11 protein-coding genes are annotated in these 18107 nt (G+C 75.1%); 10 read left to right on the top strand and 1 reads right to left on the bottom strand.

Annotated features, from left to right (window positions below; all coding sequences use genetic code 11):
- The first annotated feature begins 8 nt into the window (after positions 1-8).
- The 10 genes from ACWDD9_RS33865 to ACWDD9_RS33820 all read left to right on the top strand — a co-directional run bounded on the left by ACWDD9_RS33865 (position 9) and on the right by ACWDD9_RS33820 (position 17250).
- Positions 9-398, top strand: coding sequence for a GPW/gp25 family protein (locus ACWDD9_RS33865; RefSeq protein ID WP_449813737.1), 390 nt, complete (start codon positions 9-11; stop codon positions 396-398).
- Positions 395-3682 (top strand): putative baseplate assembly protein, encoded by a 3288-nt coding sequence (locus ACWDD9_RS33860; protein ID WP_449813720.1) that lies wholly within the window; start codon positions 395-397, stop codon positions 3680-3682. The genes ACWDD9_RS33865 and ACWDD9_RS33860 overlap by 4 nt, the downstream gene beginning before the upstream one ends.
- Positions 3679-7449 carry a putative baseplate assembly protein gene (locus tag ACWDD9_RS33855; protein WP_449813719.1) on the top strand — a complete coding sequence of 1257 codons (3771 nt, stop codon included), beginning with the start codon at positions 3679-3681 and terminating at the stop codon, positions 7447-7449. Before ACWDD9_RS33860 ends, ACWDD9_RS33855 begins: the two co-directional genes overlap by 4 nt.
- A gap of 25 nt (positions 7450-7474) precedes the next feature.
- The gene (locus ACWDD9_RS33850) at positions 7475-9694 is read left to right on the top strand and encodes a hypothetical protein (protein WP_449813718.1); all 2220 of its coding nucleotides are present in this window, start codon (positions 7475-7477) and stop codon (positions 9692-9694) included.
- 55 nt (positions 9695-9749) lie between these two features.
- A complete protein-coding gene (locus ACWDD9_RS33845) occupies positions 9750-11165 on the top strand; it encodes a DUF6519 domain-containing protein (RefSeq protein ID WP_449813717.1) in 1416 nt (471 codons plus the stop codon).
- Positions 11166-11437: 272 nt separating this feature from the next.
- The gene (locus ACWDD9_RS33840) at positions 11438-11530 is read left to right on the top strand and encodes an Ms4533A family Cys-rich leader peptide (protein WP_310593099.1); all 93 of its coding nucleotides are present in this window, start codon (positions 11438-11440) and stop codon (positions 11528-11530) included.
- Positions 11531-11676: 146 nt separating this feature from the next.
- Positions 11677-13398 carry an ABC transporter substrate-binding protein gene (locus ACWDD9_RS33835; protein WP_117486741.1) on the top strand — a complete coding sequence of 574 codons (1722 nt, stop codon included), beginning with the start codon at positions 11677-11679 and terminating at the stop codon, positions 13396-13398.
- 32 nt (positions 13399-13430) lie between these two features.
- A complete protein-coding gene (locus ACWDD9_RS33830) occupies positions 13431-14495 on the top strand; it encodes an ABC transporter permease (protein WP_449813716.1) in 1065 nt (354 codons plus the stop codon).
- Positions 14492-15481, top strand: coding sequence for an ABC transporter permease (locus tag ACWDD9_RS33825; RefSeq protein WP_049651523.1), 990 nt, complete (start codon positions 14492-14494; stop codon positions 15479-15481). The genes ACWDD9_RS33830 and ACWDD9_RS33825 overlap by 4 nt, the downstream gene beginning before the upstream one ends.
- A gap of 71 nt (positions 15482-15552) precedes the next feature.
- Positions 15553-17250, top strand: coding sequence for an ABC transporter ATP-binding protein (locus ACWDD9_RS33820; RefSeq protein ID WP_449813736.1), 1698 nt, complete (start codon positions 15553-15555; stop codon positions 17248-17250).
- Positions 17251-17330: 80 nt separating this feature from the next.
- Here ACWDD9_RS33820 and ACWDD9_RS33815 read toward each other — a convergent pair whose 3' ends face one another.
- A complete protein-coding gene (locus tag ACWDD9_RS33815; RefSeq protein WP_449813715.1) occupies positions 17331-18059 on the bottom strand; it encodes a nicotinamide mononucleotide transporter family protein in 729 nt (242 codons plus the stop codon).
- Positions 18060-18107 lie beyond the last annotated feature (48 nt).

Here is an 18107-nt window from a genome sequence, read left to right as displayed (position 1 = left end):
CCGAGTTGATGGCACCAAGGCCAGGGCCCGCCCGGACGGACCTCGCCTTCCCGTTCCGGATCGACAGCCGCGGGCGCACCGCCGGGGCGGCGTACGACGACCATGTGCGCGACCTGATCGAGCAGTTGCTGTTCACCAGCCCGGGTGAGCGGGTCATGCACCCGGACTTCGGCTGCGGGCTGCTCGACCTGGTCTTCGCGCCGAACAGCCCGGAGCTGGCGGCCACCCTGCAGCTGTCCGTCCAGGCGGCGCTGCAGCGGTGGCTCGGCGATGTGATCGAGGTCGTCGCGCTCGACGTGGAGAGCGAGGACAACGTGGTGCGGGTCGAGCTGGCGTACGTCGTCCGCCGGACGGGCACCCGGCGGCAGGACGTGTTCGAGGGCGGGGTGGCGGCATGACCGGCCAGGCGGAATTCCCGACCTCACAGTGCGGCACGGAACTTCGCCGGGCCGACGTGCGCGCGGCGCGGCTGCTGGGCCTGGACGGCGCCGAGCCGAGCGACGACGGGCGCACGCTGACGGTGACCTTCCTCGGCCGGGCGCCGGACGAACTGGGCCCGGAGAACATCCGGGTCGACGGCGGCCGCCGGATCACCGGCCTGCGCGCCCTCGCGGTCGACATCGAGCGCGCGGACGACCCGGAGCTGGACGACCGGATGCTCGTCACCCTCGACCGGGCGGGCGACACCTCCCGCTACCGGCTGAGCGTGGTCCTGGCGGACGCGTACGGCCGGCCGGGCACCCGCCCGTTCCCGGGCTTCGACCCGCGGTACGCGCACACCGGGTTCTCCTTCGGCGCCGACTGCCCGTCCCCGTACGACTGCCGCACCGACGAGGGCTGCCCGCCCGCCGTCCGGCCGGCCCCGGTGATCGACTACACCGCGCGCGACTACGAGAGCCTGCGCCGGCTCGTGCTGGACCGGATGAGCCTGACCGTCCCCGGCTGGACCGAGCGGCACCTGCCCGACCTCGGCGTCACCCTGGTCGAGCTGCTCGCCTACACCGCCGACCAGCTCTCCTACCAGCAGGACGCGGTGGCCACCGAGGCGTACCTCGACACGGCCCGCCGCCGGGTGTCGGTGCGCCGGCACGTCCGGCTGGTCGACTACGCGGTGCACGACGGCTGCAACGCCCGGGCGTTCGTCGCGCTGGAGGTGGACCGTTCCGTCACCCTGCGGTCCGGCACCTTCCGGTTCGCCGCCGTCGACGTCGGCCGGCTGGGCCCGCAGGAGCGTCCGGAGCTGTCCACGGTGATCCCGGACGAGGACCTGGACGTGCTCACCCGCACCGCCGCGGTGGAGGTGTTCGAGCCGCTCGGCGGGGCGGACCTGGTGCTGCACCCCGCGCACAACACCATCCGGTTCTGGACCTGGGGCGACCAGGACTGCGTCCTGCCCCGGGGCGCGACCTCCGCCACCCTCCGCGACGACCGGCCCGACGCCGACCCCTGCCCGCGCGACGACCGGCCCGGGGCGGCCCCGCGCGAGGACACCGCCCCGCCCGGCGACCGGCCCGGCACCGACAAGCCGGAGCCCCGCACCCGCCACCTGGCGCTGCGCCCCGGCGACCTGCTGGTCATCGAGGAGGTCCTCGGCCCGCGCACCGGCGCGCCCGCCGACGCCGACCCCGCGCACCGCCAGGCCGTCCGGCTCACCTCCGTCACCCCGCTGGTCGACGAGCTGTACGACCAGCCCGTGCTGGAGGTCACCTGGGCGCCGGAGGACGCGCTCGCCTTCCCGGTCTGCCTGTCCTCCCACGGCGGCGGCGACTGCGGCCCGATCGCCGACGTGAGCGTCGCCCGCGGCAACGTCGCCCTGGTCGACCACGGCCGCTCGCTCACCTTCTGCGGCGGCGCCCCGGAGGCCTTCCCGGTGCCGCCGGAGCCGGTCCGTACGGCGCCCTGCGGGCCGGGCGGGTGCGGCTGCGAGGACCGCGCCGAGGGCAGCCCGGCGGCGGAGGCGATCCGGGAACTGCTCGACCAGGCCCGCGACGGCCGCCAGCTCGGCCCGGAGCAGGTCCGCGCCCTGGACGCGCTGCTCGGCGAGGCGGCGGTGCGGCGGGCCGGGCTGAGTGTGCTGCTCGCGCCCGGCGCGACCGCGGAGGGCGAGGACGGCGGGGGCGCGGTGGTGGAGCCGCCCACGGCCGACGCCCAGGCGGCGGCGCTGGAGACCCTGCTCGACCAGAGCCGCTACCCGGTGCTGCCGCAGCCCTTCCGCCCGCTGCTGCGCTACGCGCCGGTCACCCAGGCGGCCGCCTACCCGGACCGGGCGCACGTCTGCGCCGGGCAGGCCGCCCTGCTCGCCGGCGTTCCGGAGCGGGTCCGGCTGCGGCTGGAGGGGCTGTGGCACCGGGCGTGCGACGGTCACCACCTCTCCCGGGCCGAACTCGCTGAACTGACCGTGCTGTTCGGCGCCCGGGTGGTGCAGGAGCTGCGGCTCGCGGAGCGGCCCGCCGCCGGGCTGCGCGAGCTGCTGGCCCGCCGCACCCGCCTGCTCGCCGCCAAGCTGCGCCGCCTGGAGGTGCTCACCGCGCGCACCCGCTCCGGCGGGGTGCTCGGGCGGCCCACCGTCTGGGAGGTGGCCCAGAGCTGGGGCGCCCGGTACGCCGCCGGGCTCGACCCCGACTCCCCCGCGCTGGCCGGCCCCGCGGCCGGGATCGCCGTCCAGGACCCGCGCGCCGCCCTGCCCGAGGTCCGGGCCACCTCGGCGGGCCAGGAGTGGACGCCCCGCCGGGACCTGCTCGCCGACGGCCGCCGGGACCGGCACTTCGTGGGCGAGCTGGAGGACGACGGGCGCCTCGCGCTGCGCTTCGGCGACGGGCGCCACGGCCTGCCGCCCGCACCCGGCGGCACGCTGGAGGTCGCGTACCGGATCGGCAACGGCACGGCCGGGAACGTGGGCGCGGAGGCCGTCAACCACCTGGTGGTCTGCCGGGACCGGCCGCCCCAGGCGAACCGGCGCGGCGCCGCCGCCCGGCCGCAGGACGCGGTGCGGCTGGTCCGCAACCCGCTGCCCGCGACCGGCGGGGTCGAGCCCGAACCGCTCGACCAGGTCCGCCGGCTCGCCCCGCTCGCCCTGGGCCGCACCCGGCTGCGCGCCGTCACGGCCGCCGACTACGCGGAGCTGGCCGCCGCCCTGCCCGGCGTCCGGCGGGCCGCGGCCGCGCTCCGCTGGACGGGCAGCGTGCAGGAGGTGCACGTCGCCGTCGAGCCGTTCGGGCAGGCGGCGGCCGGCCCGGCCCTGCTGGAGGCGGTCGGGCACGGTCTGGAGGCGTACCGCCGGATCGGCCACGACCTGGTCGTCCGGCCCGCCCTGCTGGTGCCGATCGACCTCGAACTGCGGGTCTGCGCCGCCGCCGGCTACCAACGCGGCCACGTCCTGGCCGAGTTGCGCCGGGTGCTGGGCAACCGCGCCCTGCCGGACGGCCGGCTCGGCTTCTTCCACCCGGACGCGCTGGGCTTCGGCGAACCGGTGCGGGTCTCCAGGCTGGTGGCCGCGGCGGCCGCCGTGCCGGGCGTCGTCAGTGCTGAAGTGACCAGGCTGCGGCGGCAGTTCGGACGGGACGACGGCGAGCTGGACGACGGGCTGTTGCGGCTCGGCGCGCTGGAGATCGCCGCGTGCGACAACGACCCCGACCGGCCGGAGAACGGCCGGCTCTCGATCGTCCTCGGAGGTGGCCGATGAGCGGCCAGTGCTCCTGCGGCTGCGCGGGCACCGCCACCGCGACCCCGGTCCCGGTGTTCAACCCGCCCGGACTGGACGCCGTCGGCTACCGGGTCGGCCGCTACGGGGAGTTCCTCGACAGCCTGCTCGCCCGGCTGTCCGGCCCCGCCTACCCGGCGCTGCGCGACCTGACCGTCCGCACCCCGGACGACCCGGCGATCGCGCTGCTGGACGCCTGGGCCGTGCTCGCCGACCTGCTCACCTTCTACTCGGAGCGGATCGCCAACGAGGGCTACCTGCGCACCGCCACCGAGGAGGACTCGCTCGCCCTGCTCGGCCGGCTGGTCGGGCACCGGCCCCGGCCCGGCGTGGCCGCCGACACCTACCTCGCCTACTCGCTCGACCACGACCCGAGGGCGGCCGAGGACCCGACCGTGGTGATCCCGCGCGGCGCCCGCAGCCAGAGCGTCCCCGGCCCCGGCGAGGACCCGCAGTCCTTCGAGACCGCCGAGGACCTCGCCGCCCGCTCGGCCTGGAACGAACTGGCCGTGCTGCGCCGCCGCCCATACCAGCTGACGCCCGGCCAGCTGAACCCCGGCGGACGCGCCGAGCTGTTCGCCGCCGGCACCGCGAACAACCTGCGGCCCGGGGACCGGCTGCTGTTCGTCTTCAGCGCCGACAAGGCCGCCGACCCGGTCCACCGGATGCTGCGGCTGGTGCCCGAGGTGCGGCTCGACCGTGACAACGACGTCACGGTGATCGGGCTGCCCCGGGACCTGCGCACCCTCAAGGACCTGCGCGCCGAACTCGCCGACTGGATCACCGTCTCCGAGTCCGCCCCGAACCCCAGGCCCGAGCACAGCCGGATCATCCGGGACTTCGACGAGCAGGTACTCGCCCCGCTGCGCGCCGACCTCGACCGGCCGGCCGGCCCGCTGGGCACCCCGGCCGAGTTCGCCGACCGGCTCGCCCCGGTGGTCGACCGGGCCGCCGAGGCCGCCGAACTGGCCCACGCCCAGCAGCCGGTGGCCGACTGGTTCGGGCACCTCGGCGAGGAGCTGACCGGCCTGCGGGACCGCGCCCACCAGCTGGAGCCGCCGCAGGCCCCCGACAAGCCCGGGCCCCCCGGCCCCGGCACCGCCGACCCGGCCGTCCGCGGACTCGGCTCGCTGCTGGCCGCGCTGCGCACCGCCCCCGCCCGGCCCCCGCTCAGCGCGCGGGACCTCGCCCGCGACCCGCAGCGCCTGTTCGCGCCCGGCTCGGACCTCGGCGCGCAGCTGCTGTCCGCGCTCGATCCCCGGCTGCGCGACGGCCTCTACCCCGCCTGGCGGCAGGTCGACCTGACGGCGCCACTCGCCGTGCACGAGATCCAGGCGATGCGGGTGGTCGCCACCCCGTTCGGCGCCACCGCGCCGCTCAAGCCCGTCTACGGCACCGACGGCCGGATCGACCGCTACGTGGACTGGCCGCTCTCCGGCAGCACGCTGGTCAGCGTCCGGATCGCCTTCGACGACGCCGGCACCGTCCCGAAGACCGCCGACTTCACGTACGTCGAGGCGGGCAGCCTGGTGCACAGCGGGTTCTCGCTGCCGTGGGACCACACCTTCCCGTTCGGGCCGGGCCAGGTCAAGATCGTCACTACCGAGCCGACGGCACCGCCCGTACCGCCGCCGTCCGCCCTGCGGACCGCCGTACCCGCGCCCGCCCCGGAGCCCGGCGTCAGCGCCCAGCTGCTGGCCGAACTGCCGGAGCGCACGGTCTTCGTGTCCCGCCCCCAGGCCGACGGCCGCGTCCATGTGAAGGTCGAGGGCGGGCCCGGCCCCGCGCTCGACTACCAGCTCGACCCGGGCCAGGAGCGGACCGGCGAGTCCGGCGAGCTGAACGTCCGGGTGCACCGCTACGCCGGCACCGACCAGTCGGCGCCGGCCGTCGAGGTGGCCCTCACCACCAAGCTGCAGCCGGTCTCCGGCACGGTGCTCACCCTCGACGCCGTATACGACCAGATCGCGCCCGGCAGTTGGGTGGTGATCCAGCGCCCCCGCAAGGGCCTCGACGGCGGCATCCCGGGCAGCCGCGACCTCGCCGAGGTCATCACCCGGGTCACCGACGTGCGCGTGGTCTCCCGCGCCGACTTCGGCATCACCGGCAAGGTCACCGAACTCTCCCTGCAGCAGCCCTGGTTGGACGACCAGGACACCCAGCTCTCGCACCTGCGGGACGCCACCGTCTACGCCCGCGGCGAGGCGCTGCGGCTCGCCGACGAGCCGGTCACCGAGGACGTCCGCGGCGACCGGATCGAACTCGCCCGGCTCTACGACGGGTTGAGCCCCGGCCGGTGGATCGCGGTCAGCGGCGAGCGGACCGACCTCCCGCACACCACCGGCGTCCGCGGCACCGAGCTGGCCATGATCGCCGGCGTCGAGCAGGGCGTCGACCCGCTCCTGCCCGGGGACACCGTCCGCACCACCGTCACGCTCAGCGCCCCGCTCGCCTTCCGCTACCGGCGCGACACCGTCCAGGTCCTCGGCAACGTCGTCCGCGCCACCCAGGGCGCCACCCGCGACGAGGCGATCGGCAGCGGCGACGCGGGTGTCCCCGGCCAGCGCTTCACCCTCTGGCAGTCGCCGCTCACCTGGCTGGCCGCCGACACCCCCGGGGGCGCGCGCAGCACCCTGGAGGTCCGGGTCGACGGGGTGCTCTGGCACGAGGTCGACAGCCTCACCGGACGCGGCCCGGACGAACGGGTCTACGTCACCGCGACCGCCGCCGACGGCCGCACCACCGTCACCTTCGGCGACGGCGTGCACGGCTCGCGCCTGGCCACCGGCCGGGAGAACGTCCGCGCCCGCTACCGGATCGGCATCGGCGAGAGCGGCAACGTCGGCGCCGGCCGGATCACCCAGCTCACCACCCGCCCGCTCGGCGTCTCCGCCGTCGTCAACCCGCTGCCCGCCACCGGCGGCGCCGGACCGGACGGGCCGGGCCTGGCCAGGCGCACCATCCCGCTCGCCGTCACCGCCCTGGACCGGCTGGTCTCGGTGCCCGACTACGAGGACTTCACCCGCGCCCGGGCCGGCATCGGGCGCGCCAGTGCCACCCGGCTCTCGGACGGCCGGCGCGAACTCGTCCACGTCACGGTCGCCGGGGTGGACGACATCCCGCTCGCCGCCGACTCCGACCTGCTCCGCACCCTGCGGTCCTCGCTCACCGCCTACGGCGACCCGCGGCTGCCCGTCCGGGTCGCCGTGCGCGAGCTCGTCCTGCTGGTCGTCGCCGCGGGCGTCAAGGTCGCCCCGGACCACTCCTGGGACCTCGTCGAACCGGCGGTGCGCCGCGCCCTGCTCGACCGGCTCGGCTACGCCGGACGCCAACTCGGCCAGCCCGCCCACCTGTCCGAGGTGCTCGCCGCCGCCCAGGCCGTCCCCGGCGTGGACCGGGTGGACGTCGACGCCTTCACCGGCGTGCCCGGCAGCCTCACCCCGGACGGCCTGGAGAACCTCGCCGCCCAACTCGCGCGGCCGCAGCCGACGGTCCCGGCCCGGCTCGCCCGCTACGAGGAGCAGCGCTACCGGGTGCGGGACGCCGCCGGCGAGACGCTCACCGACATCGCCGCCCGCAACGGCGTCCCGCTCGCGGAACTGCTGCGCCTCAACCCGGCCGTCACCGACACCCGCCCGCTGCCGGCCGGCCGCGTGGTGACGGTGTTCCGCGGCATCCGCCCGGCCCAACTCGCCGTACTGGCACCGGACCTGCCCGACACGTTGATCCTCAAGGAGATCCGCGGATGAACCAGCGCATCCATCGGAGGTGGGCATGACCAGGGACCCGGACGGGCTGCTGGAGCTGCTGCCCCAGTGGCACCGGCTGCGGGACGCCGACGCGGGCGAGCCGCTGCGCGCCCTGCTGGCCGTCATCGCCGAACAGGTGGACGTCGTCCGCGGCGGCGTCGACCAGGGCTACCGGGACTGGTTCGTGGAGACCGCCGCCGACTGGGCCGTCGCCTACCTCGGCGACCTGGTCGGCTACCGGATCCTGCCCGGCTACGAGGAGGTGCTCGCCACCGGCCTGCACGGCGAGGCCTCCGCGGAGCGGATCGCGGCCCGCGACCGGCTCGCCGCCCGGCTGGCGCCCCGCCGGGACGTGGCGAACACGGTCGCCAACCGCCGCCGCAAGGGCACCCTCGCCCTGCTGGAGGAGCTGTCCGCCTCGGTCGCCGACTGGCCGGCCCGCGCCGTGGAGCTGTCCCGGCTGCTCGCCGGCACCCAGCCGGTGCGGCTGCTGCGCCCGGACGAGGAGCCGGCCGACCGGCAGCGGCTGGGCCGGGGCCGGCTGGTCGACGTCCGGCGCGGCGCGGCGCTGGACCTGCTCGGCGGGCCCTTCGACGGCCAGGCGCACACCGTCGACGTCCGCCGGGCCGCCTCGCCGCGCCGCCAGGGCGGCTACACGCCGGCCGGCGTCGCCCTGTACGTGTGGCGGCTGAAGCCGTATCCGGTGACCCGGGCGCCGGCCTACTGCGTCGACCGGGCCAGGAACCTCTTCACCTTCTCCGTCCTCGGCAACGACGCCCCGCTGGTCACCCGGCCCGAGCCGGGGCCGTCCGGCGCGCACCCCGCGACGGCCGACACCGTGCCGGCCCCGATCCGGCGCCGGCAGCTGGCCGAGCGCACGGCCGACTACTACGGGCCCGGCAAGAGCTTCGCCATCTGGCGCGACGGCTCCCAGGAGCCCGTCCCGCCCGCCGAGATCGTGGTGGCCGACCTGACCGACTGGACGTACCGGCCCAAGCGCGGCCAGGTCGCCGTCGACCCGCTGCTCGGCCGGATCGCCTTCGGCGCCCGCTCCGCCCCGCGCCGCGGCGTCTGGGTCGACTACCACTACGCGTTCGGCGACGACACCGGCGGCGGCGAGTACCCGCGCGACCGCCCGGAGGCCCGGCACCGGACGCTCTACCAGGTCGGCCCCGGCCGGCCGTTCGAGCGGATCAACGACGCGTACGAGCAGTGGCGCGCCGACCAGCGGGACGGCACCGCGGGCGGCTCCGCCGTCATCGAGATCACCCACAGCGGCGCCTACCAGGAGCAGTTGGACTTCGACCTGGAGGCCGACGACCGGCTCGAACTGCGCGCCGCCGAGGGCACCCGGCCGGTGATCCGGCTGCTCGACTGGTACAGCAACCGGCCGGACGCGCTCAACGTCCGGGGCACCTGCGCGGGCGGGCGGCTCGTCCTGGACGGCCTGCTGGTCACCGGTCGCGGGGTCAACGTCACCGGGCCGCTCGCCTCCGTCACCCTGCGGCACTGCACCCTGGTGCCGGGCTGGTCCCTGGAGCCGCACTGCGAACCGCACGCGCCGCAGGAGCCCAGCCTGGTGCTGGACCACACCACGGCCTGCGTGCGGATCGAGCGCAGCATCCTGGGCACGATCCAGGTCGTCGGCGACGAGGTGGACGACGACCCGCTGGAGATCCACCTGGCCGACAGCATCCTGGACGCCACCGGGCCGGACCGCCCGGCGCTCTCCGGGCCCGACTGCGAGCACGCCTACGCGGTGCTGCACGCGCACCGCTCCACGGTGGTCGGCGAGGTGCACACCCACGCGGTGCGGATCGCCGAGGACAGCGTCTTCACCGGCCGGATGCGGGTGGCCCGCCGCTCGCTCGGCTGCCTGCGGTTCTGCTACGTGCCCCTGGGCTCGCGCACCCCCCGCCGGTACGAGTGCCAGCCCGACCGGGTGCGCTCGGCGGTGACCGAGCTGGTCGAGCGCGGCGAGCTGGACCAGGCGCGGGCCGAGCGGCTGCGCGAGACCGAGGCGCAGCGGGTGCGCCCGCTCTTCACCAGCCTCCGGTACGGCACGCCCGGCTACGGCCGGCCGGCCGCCGGTTGCGCGCCGGAGATCACCCGCGGCGCCGAGGACCGCTCCGAACTGGGCGCCTTCCACGACCTGTTCCAGCCCCAGCGCGAGGACAACCTGCGGGCGCGGCTGGCCGAGTACACCCCGGCCGGCACCGACGCCGGCCTCTTCTTCGCCACCTGACCGACCCTGACCGACTCCCAACCGACTGAAGACCGTTGACTGTGAGAGGGACCCCGTGCACGCAGACTTCTCGCGCCTGACCTTCCGGCCCGGCAGGCACTACTCCGCGGTGCTGACCCAGCAGGGCCGGGTCCAGCTCGACGCCGACGCCAACGAGCAGGCCGCGATCGAGCGCTACCAGCTGCGCACGCTCGCCACCGACCTGATCGGCCGGCGCGGCGGGCCCGCCGGCGCGGCCGGGTTCGCGATCGGCTACCTGCCGGGCAACCACGACCTGGACGACCTCGCCATCGGCGGCGGCCGGTACTACGTGGACGGCGTCCTGTGCGAGGCCGACCGGCCGGGGCCAGGCACCGCCGTGCCCGACGACGGCGTCTGGGGCGCCGAGGCCCGGGAGGCGCCCGCCGGCTGGACGTACTGGGACCAGCCGGACGCCTACCGGGACCAGGAGCGCCCCGGCGACCGGCTGCCCGACGCGTTCCCGTTCCTGGTCTACCTGAAGGTCTGGGAGCGCAGTGTCACCGCCGTGGAGGACCCGGAGATCCGCGAGGTCGCGCTCGGCGCGGCGATGCCCGACACGGCGGCCCGGGCCAAGGTCGTCTGGCAGGTACTGGCCCTTCCCGCCTCGGAGTTGAACGTGCCGGACGGCGGTCCGTCCCGGGTGCTGGAGGCCTTCGACGCCTGGGCCGCGCCCCGCGAGCGGCCCTCCTCCTGGCTGGCCGCGCGGGCCCGGCGGCCGGAGCGGGCCGGCGAGGACCCGTGCCTGGCGCACCCCGAGGCCGACTACCGGGGCCCGGAGAACCAGCTGTACCGGGTGGAGGTCCACCACGGCGGTTCGGCCGAGGGCGGCGCCACCTTCAAGTGGTCCCGGGAGAACGGCTCGGTCGTCCTCCCGATCGCCTCGGTCGAGGGCGTCTGGGTCGCCCTGGACACGCTGGGCGACGACGACAAGCTCGGCCTCTCGGTGGGCGACCGGGTCGAGGTCGCGGACAGCGCGTACGTCAGCCGGGACGAGGCGGCGAACCTGCTCCAGGTGGAGGAGATCGACCTGCCGGGCCGCCGGGTGCGGCTGTCCGCCGAGCCGGCCCCGGGGGTCGGGCGGCTGTCCGAGCTCCACCCCTTCCTGCGCCGCTGGGACCACCGGGAGGCCCGCGGCCGGGACGCCCTGCCCCTGGCCGGCGGCGCCCTGCAGCTCGCGGAGGGCGCCTGGCTCGACCTGGAGGACGGCGTCCAGGTGTACTTCCGGCCGGGCGGCGCCTACACCCGGGGGGACTACTGGCTGGTCCCCGCCCGCACCGCCACCGGGTCGGTGGAGTGGCCGCGGAACGCGGCCGGGGAGGCGCTGCTCCAGGAGCCGGCCGGGGTCCGGGTGCACCACGCCCCGCTCGCCTGGGTGAAGGGCCCGACCACCGTCGTCGACCTCCGCCAGACCTTCGCCCCGCTGACGGCCACCGCCCGCTCCGAGATCTGATCGGCCGGGGCGCGGCGGCGGGCGCGGCAGGGCCGTCGGCGTCCTCGAGCCGAGGGCCGCGGGCCCGGGTGGGGGCGTCGACGGCGAAATGGGAACCGGCTACGCCCCCCACCCGCGCACATCGGCCATCCCACCGATACGTCGCGGACATTCCCGGTGTTCGCGGTGTTCGTGGTGTTCCCGGTGCCCCCGGTGTTCACGGTGTTCACGTGTTGTCCGAATGGTGGTCGGGCTTTTTGACATCCTCCTTATCGTCATACATTCTTCTCGGCATGTCTGACCGTCACCCGATCACGTGCGCCGCCATCGAGCTGGCGCTGATCGGCGTGGCCGCGCACTGCGTTTCCGACAATCTCTGTCGCTGAATCCGCCCTGTCCCGACGCGTTTAGCGGTGATCGCCGCGTCGGGGCGTCGCCCCCTGCTGCGGGCGCGGTGCCGCTCACTTTCCCCAGGCCTCACTGTCGCCCGCCTTCCTCCGTACACCATCGGTAGCGAAAGGCCCCCTTTCCGATGTCTCGAACCACCACCTTCACCCCTCGCCGCCTCGCCACGGCGACCGTCACCGTCGCACTGGTCGTCGGGCTGGCGGCGTGCGGACCGAAGGCCGACGGCGGTGGAGGCTCCGGCAAGGACGCCGCGCCGCAGCAGGGCGGCACCCTCACCGTCCTCAACCAGAACCCGCAGGACCAGTTCGACCCCGCGCGGCTCTACACCTCCGGCGGCGGCAACGTCCCCTCCCTGGTCTTCCGCACCCTCACCACCCGCAACCGGGCCGACGGCGCGGCCGGCACCAAGGTCGTCCCGGACCTCGCCACCGACACCGGCACCCCCTCGGAGGGCGCGACGGTGTGGACGTACCACCTCAAGGACGGCCTGACGTTCGAGGACGGTTCGCCGATCACCACGGCCGATATCAAGTACGGCATCGAAAGGTCATTCGCCCCCGAACTCTCGGGCGGCGCACCGTTCCTGAGGGACTGGCTGGTCGGCGCCGCGGACTACCAGGGCCCGTACAAGGACGCGCGCGGTCTGGACGCCATCGAGACGCCGGACGAGAAGACCATCGTCTTCCGCCTCAACAAGCCCGAGGGCGACTTCCCGTACCTCGCCACCCAGACGCAGTTCGCCCCCGTCCCGAAGGCCAAGGACACCGGGACGAAGTACCAGGAGCACCCCGTCTCCTCCGGCCCCTACCAGGTCGTCAAGAACGAGAACGACGGCGCCCACCTCGTCCTCAAGCGCAACCCCAACTGGTCGGCGGCGACGGACGACCAGCGCAAGGCGTACCCGGACACCATCGACGTGCAGTCCGGGCTCGACCCGGCGGTGATCAACCAGCGGCTCTCCGCCGGCACCGGCGCCGACGCGGCCGCCGTCACCACCGACACCAACCTCGGCCCCTCCGAGCTCGCCCAGGTGAAGGACGACAAGTCGCTCGCCGCGCGCGTCGGCACCGGCCACTTCGGCTACGTCAACTACCTGGCGTTCAACCCGAAGGTCAAGCCCTTCGACGACCCCAAGGTCCGGCAGGCCGTCGCCTACGCGATCAACCGCACCTCGGTCGTCAACGCGGCCGGCGGCTCCTCGCTCGCCGAGGCCGCCACCACCTACCTGCCCGCCCAGGAGACCTTCGGGTACACGCCGTACGACCCGTTCCCGGCCGGTGCCACGGGCAACCCGGCGAAGGCCAGGGAGCTGCTGAAGGAGGCCGGTTACCCGGACGGCCTGACCATCACGCTCACCCACTCCAGCGCCACCGGCAAGGGCTACGGCCCGGACCTGGCCGCCGCCGTCCAGGACGGCCTGAAGGCCGCCGGGATCACCGTCCAGCTGGAGGCCCTGGACTCCACCCGGTACTCCAAGACGATCCACACCGTCGGCACCGAGCCCGGCCTCTTCCTCTCCGGCTGGGGCGCCGACTGGCCGTCCGGCGGCCCGTTCCTGGCCCCGATCTTCGACGGCCGACAGATCGTCACCGACGGCTACAACTTCAACTCCGCGCAGCTGGACGACCCTTCGGTGAACGACGAGATCGACCAGATCAACAAGATCACCGACCACGCCGAGGCCGCCAAGCGCTGGGGCGCCCTGGACAAGCGGATCGGCGACCAGGCCCTCACCGTCCCGCTGTTCCACCCCGTCTACAAGCGGCTGTCCGGCAAGGACGTCCGCAACATCGTCATCAGCGACTGGACCGGCGTCCTCGACATCTCCCAGGTCGCGGTCAAGTAGCGGACGGGACCGGACGGATCGATCGGACAACCATGGCTCCACAGCAACCCCGAGCCGGGGAGGCCCCCGCGGCCTCCCCGGCCGCCGGGGGACCACAGGTGTGGCGGCGGCTGCTCGCGCGGCGCGCCGCCCTCACCGCCGGCCTCGTCATCGTCCTGCTCGTCCTGATCGCCGCGGCGGCACCGCTGCTCAGCGCGATCGAGGGCCAGGACCCCACCGGCTACCACAACGACCTGCTCGACTCGGCGGCCGGCGGGGTGCCCACCGGCTCCTTCGGCGGCGTCAGCGCCGAGCACTGGCTCGGCGTCGAACCCGGCACCGGACGGGACGTGTTCGCCCGACTGGTGCACGGCGCCCGGATCTCGCTGCTCGTCGCCGTCGGCGCCACCCTCGTCCAGGTCGCGATCGGCGTCCTGCTCGGCCTCGCCGCGGGCCTCGGCAACCGGTGGCTCGACCAGCTGATCGGCAACACCACCGAGGTGATGCTCGCGCTGCCCACGCTGGTCTTCGCCATCTCGCTGATGGCGGTCGTGCCCCCCGGCTTCCCCCGCCCGCTGCTGCTGACCCTGGTCATCGGGCTGCTGGGCTGGGCCGGCACCGCACGGGTGGTCCGGGCGCAGACGCTCAGCCTCCGGCAGCTCGACTACGTGGCCGCGGCCCGGCTCGCCGGCGCCACCCGGTGGCGGATCGCCCGCCGGGAGCTGCTGCCGTCCCTGGCCGCGCCGGTCATCACCTACGCGGCGGTGCTGCTGCCGTCCAACGTGGTCGCCGAGGCCGGGCTGTCCTTCCTCGGGGTGGGCGTCAAGCCGCCGACCTCCTCGTGGGGCCAGATGCTCTCCGGGGCGACCACCTGGTTCCGCGCGGACCCGATGTACGTGCTGCTCCCCTCCGCGCTGCTGTTCACCACCGTGCTCGCCTTCACCGTGCTCGGCGACGCCGTCCGCACCGAGCTCGACCCCCGTGCGGCCTCCCGGCTGCGGGTCGGTACGGCGCGCGGCGGCTCCGGTCCGTCGAAGGCCGGCCCCTCGGGTGCCGGTCCGTCGAACGCCGGTCCGTCGAGCGCGGGCCGGGGCCGCTCCGAGGAGGCCACCGCATGACCCGCTTCCTGCTCCGCAAGGCCGTCGGCATGCTCGGCGTCCTGCTCGTCCTCTCCCTGGTCGTCTACGCGGTCTTCTACATCGCCCCCGGCGACCCGGCCCAGCTCGCCTGCGGCGAGAAGTGCAGCCCTGCCCAGGTCGCCCAGGTGCGCGAACGACTGGGCCTCGACGCGCCCGTCTACCTCCAGTACGCCCACTTCCTCCAGGGCGTCGTCGCCGGCCGCGACTTCAGCGCCGGGACGGGCCTGCTGCACTGCCAGGCGCCCTGCCTGGGCATCTCCTACCGCAGCGGTGAACAGGTCACCGACATGATCACCGCCCGGCTCCCGGTGACGGCCTCGCTGGCGCTCGGCGCGATGGTGCTCTGGCTGGTCCTCGGGGTCGGCACCGGGCTGGTCTCCGCGCTGCGCCGGGGCCGGCTCAGCGAGCGGCTGCTGACCGCGCTGACGCTGGCCGGCAGCTCCATCCCGGTCTTCGTCATCGGCCTGGTGCTGCTCATCGTCCTGTGCGCCCAGCTCCAGTGGCTGCCGTTCCCGAGCTACGTGCCCCTCACCGAGGACCCGCAGCAGTGGTTCTGGGGACTGCTGCTGCCCTGGGTCTCGCTCGCGCTCATCGAGTCCGCGAAGTACGCCCGGCTGACCCGCTCCTCCATGCTGGAGACCCTCGCCGACGACCACATCCGGACCTTCCGGGCGTACGGCGTCAGCGAGCGGCACCTGGTGACCAGGCACGCGCTGCGCGGCGCGCTCACCCCGGTGATCGCGCTGACCGCCATCGACCTCGGGACGATGTTCGGGTCCGCCGTGCTGACCGAGTCGCTCTTCGGCCTCCCGGGGCTCGGCAAGCTGCTGGTCACCTCGGTCGGCCTGATCGACCTGCCGACCGTCGTCGGCCTCACCCTCGTCACCGGGTTCTTCGTGGTCCTCGCCAACGTCATCGCGGACGTGCTCTACGCGGTGACCGACCGAAGGGTGGTCCTGACGTGAGCGCCGGAACCCTGAGCCCCGAGCCCCGGGGCCCCGAGCCCCGGGGCCCCGAGCCCCGGGGCCCCGAACCCCTGGCCGCCGAAGCCCGGGGCGAGGCCCTGGTCGACGTCCGGGACCTGGTCGTCGACTTCCCGGTCGGCGACGGCCACGTCCGCGCCGTCGACGGCGTGGGCTTCACCCTGGAGGCCGGGCAGGCGCTCGGCATCGTCGGCGAGTCCGGCTCCGGCAAGAGCACCGTCGCCTACGGGCTGCTCGGCCTGCACCGCGGCACCGGCGCCCGGATCGGCGGCTCGGTGCGGGTCGCCGGGGTCGACGCCGTCACCGCCGAGGGCGACGAACTCCGGCGCCTGCGCGGCGGGTTGGCCGCCATGGTGTTCCAGGACCCGCTCTCCGCCCTCGACCCGTACTACGCGGTGGGCGACCAGATCGCCGAGGTCGTTCGGGTGCACCGGGACGTCTCCCGCCGGGCCGCCCGGGCCCGGGCCGTCGAGGTGCTCGACCGCGTGGGCATCGCCGACGCGGCTCGGCGCTCGCGGTCGCGTCCGCACGAGTTCAGCGGCGGCATGCGCCAGCGGGTGCTGATCGCGATGGCCCTGGCCTGCGAGCCGCGGCTGCTGGTCGCCGACGAGCCGACGACCGCGCTGGACGTCACCGTCCAGGCCCAGATCCTCGACCTGCTGCACGAGTTGCGGGCCGAGACCGGGGCCGGGCTGGTCCTGGTCACCCACGACCTGGGCGTGGTCGCCGGGAGCGTCGACCGGGTGCTGGTGATGAAGGACGGCCGGGCCGTGGAGCACGGGCCGGTCGCCGAGGTGCTGGGCGCTCCGCGCGAGCCGTACACCCGCGCGCTGCTGTCGGCGGTGCCCCGGGTCGACGCGCCCGCCGAGCCGGCCGAGGCGGCCAGGTCGGCCAAGCCGGCTGGGCCCGCCGGGGACGAGGTGCTGCTCGAAGCCGTCGACCTGCGCCGGGAGTTCGCCACCCGCGGCGGCCTCACCCGGCGCACCGGCCCGGTGACCGCCGTGGACGGCGTCTCGCTCACCGTACGGGCCGGCGAGACGCTGGGCGTGGTCGGCGAGTCCGGTTCCGGGAAGACCACGCTCGGGCGGATGCTCGTCCGGCTGCTGGAGCCGACCGGCGGCCGGCTGCACTACCGCGGCCGGGACATCGGAGCGCTCGGGGAGAAGGAACTGCGCCCGATCCGGCGGGAGTTGCAGATGGTCTTCCAGGACCCGGTGTCCTCGCTCAACCCGCGCCGCAGCATCGGCGAGTCCGTCGCCGACCCGCTGCGCATCGCCGGGGAGAGCGACGAGCGCCGCATCCGCGGCCAGGTCGGCGAACTCCTCGAACGCGTGGGGCTCGACGCCGACTGGTACCACCGCTACCCGCACGAGTTCTCCGGCGGGCAGCGGCAGCGGGTCGGCATCGCCCGCGCACTGGCGCCCCGACCGCGGCTGATCGTCTGCGACGAACCGGTCTCCGCGCTGGACGTCACCACCCAGGCCCAGGTGGTCGAGCTGCTGGGCGAGCTGCAGCGCGACCTCGGCCTCGCGCTGGTCTTCATCGCCCACGACCTCGCCGTGGTCCGGCAGGTGAGCGACCGGGTCGCGGTGATGCGGGCCGGGCGGATCGTGGAACAGGGCGACGCCGACACGGTGTACGACTCCCCCCAGCACGCCTACACCAAGGGCCTGTTGGCCGCCGTCCCGGTCCTGGACCCGGCCGAGGCGACCGCCCGCCGCCACGCCCGCCTGGCCTCCGCCGGCGCCTGACCTCCGACTGCCCGGCCCGGGTCGCACCCCGCGAGGTGCGACCCGGGCCGGGCAGTCGCGTACAGGTTCATGACGAACCATCAGTTGGTCTTGGTGACCTGGGAGTCGGCGCCTTCACCCGCGCGGCCTTCGTCCCGGCCCTCGACCAGGACGGCGGGCTCCAGCGGCGAGGCGATCTCCTGCGGCCCGCTGCGGGACGCCCAGTCGCGGATGCCGAGCACCACCATCACGAAGAAGATCCCGTAGACGATGCCGGAGAAGTACAGCTCGGAGTGGACCGCGAGCGGCACGCCCACCAGGTCGACGGCCAGCCAGACGAACCAGAACTCCACGTAGCGGCGGGCCTGGCTGTACATGGCGAGGATCGAGCCGACGAAGATCCAGGCGTCCGCGAGGACCATCCACCACGGCGCCCCGGGGTAGAACGAGGCGTCCGTCCCCTTCAGCACCGCGCCGAACGCGGCCGTCCCCGCCACCATCGCGGCCGCCAGCACGGCGCGTTCCCGCCACGACGCCCAGCGGACGTTGATGGTGCCTTCCTGCTCGCGGCTGCGCTTCCAGGTCGCCCAGCCCCAGGAGGCCGAGACGATGATGACGATCTGCCGGGCGGCGTTGCCGCCGAGGTGCACGTTCAGGCTGGCGACCAGCAGCAGCACCGAGCCGAGGATCTGCACCGGCCAGGCCACCAGCGAACGCCGCAGGGCGAGCCAGACGGTGGCGAGCGCCAGGATGTTGCCCAGGAAGTCGGACCAGTAGACGGGGAGGCCGAAGAAGTCGAACTGCTCGTTCAACCAGTGGAACGCGCTCATGACTCACACCTTTGTTCGTGCGGAGCGAGGTGGGGGAAGGGGCGGTCG

This window comes from Kitasatospora sp. NPDC001119 (genome assembly GCF_053598475.1).
Note: the sequence above shows the minus strand (reverse complement) of the source record. Positions and strands in the feature narration are given on the sequence as shown.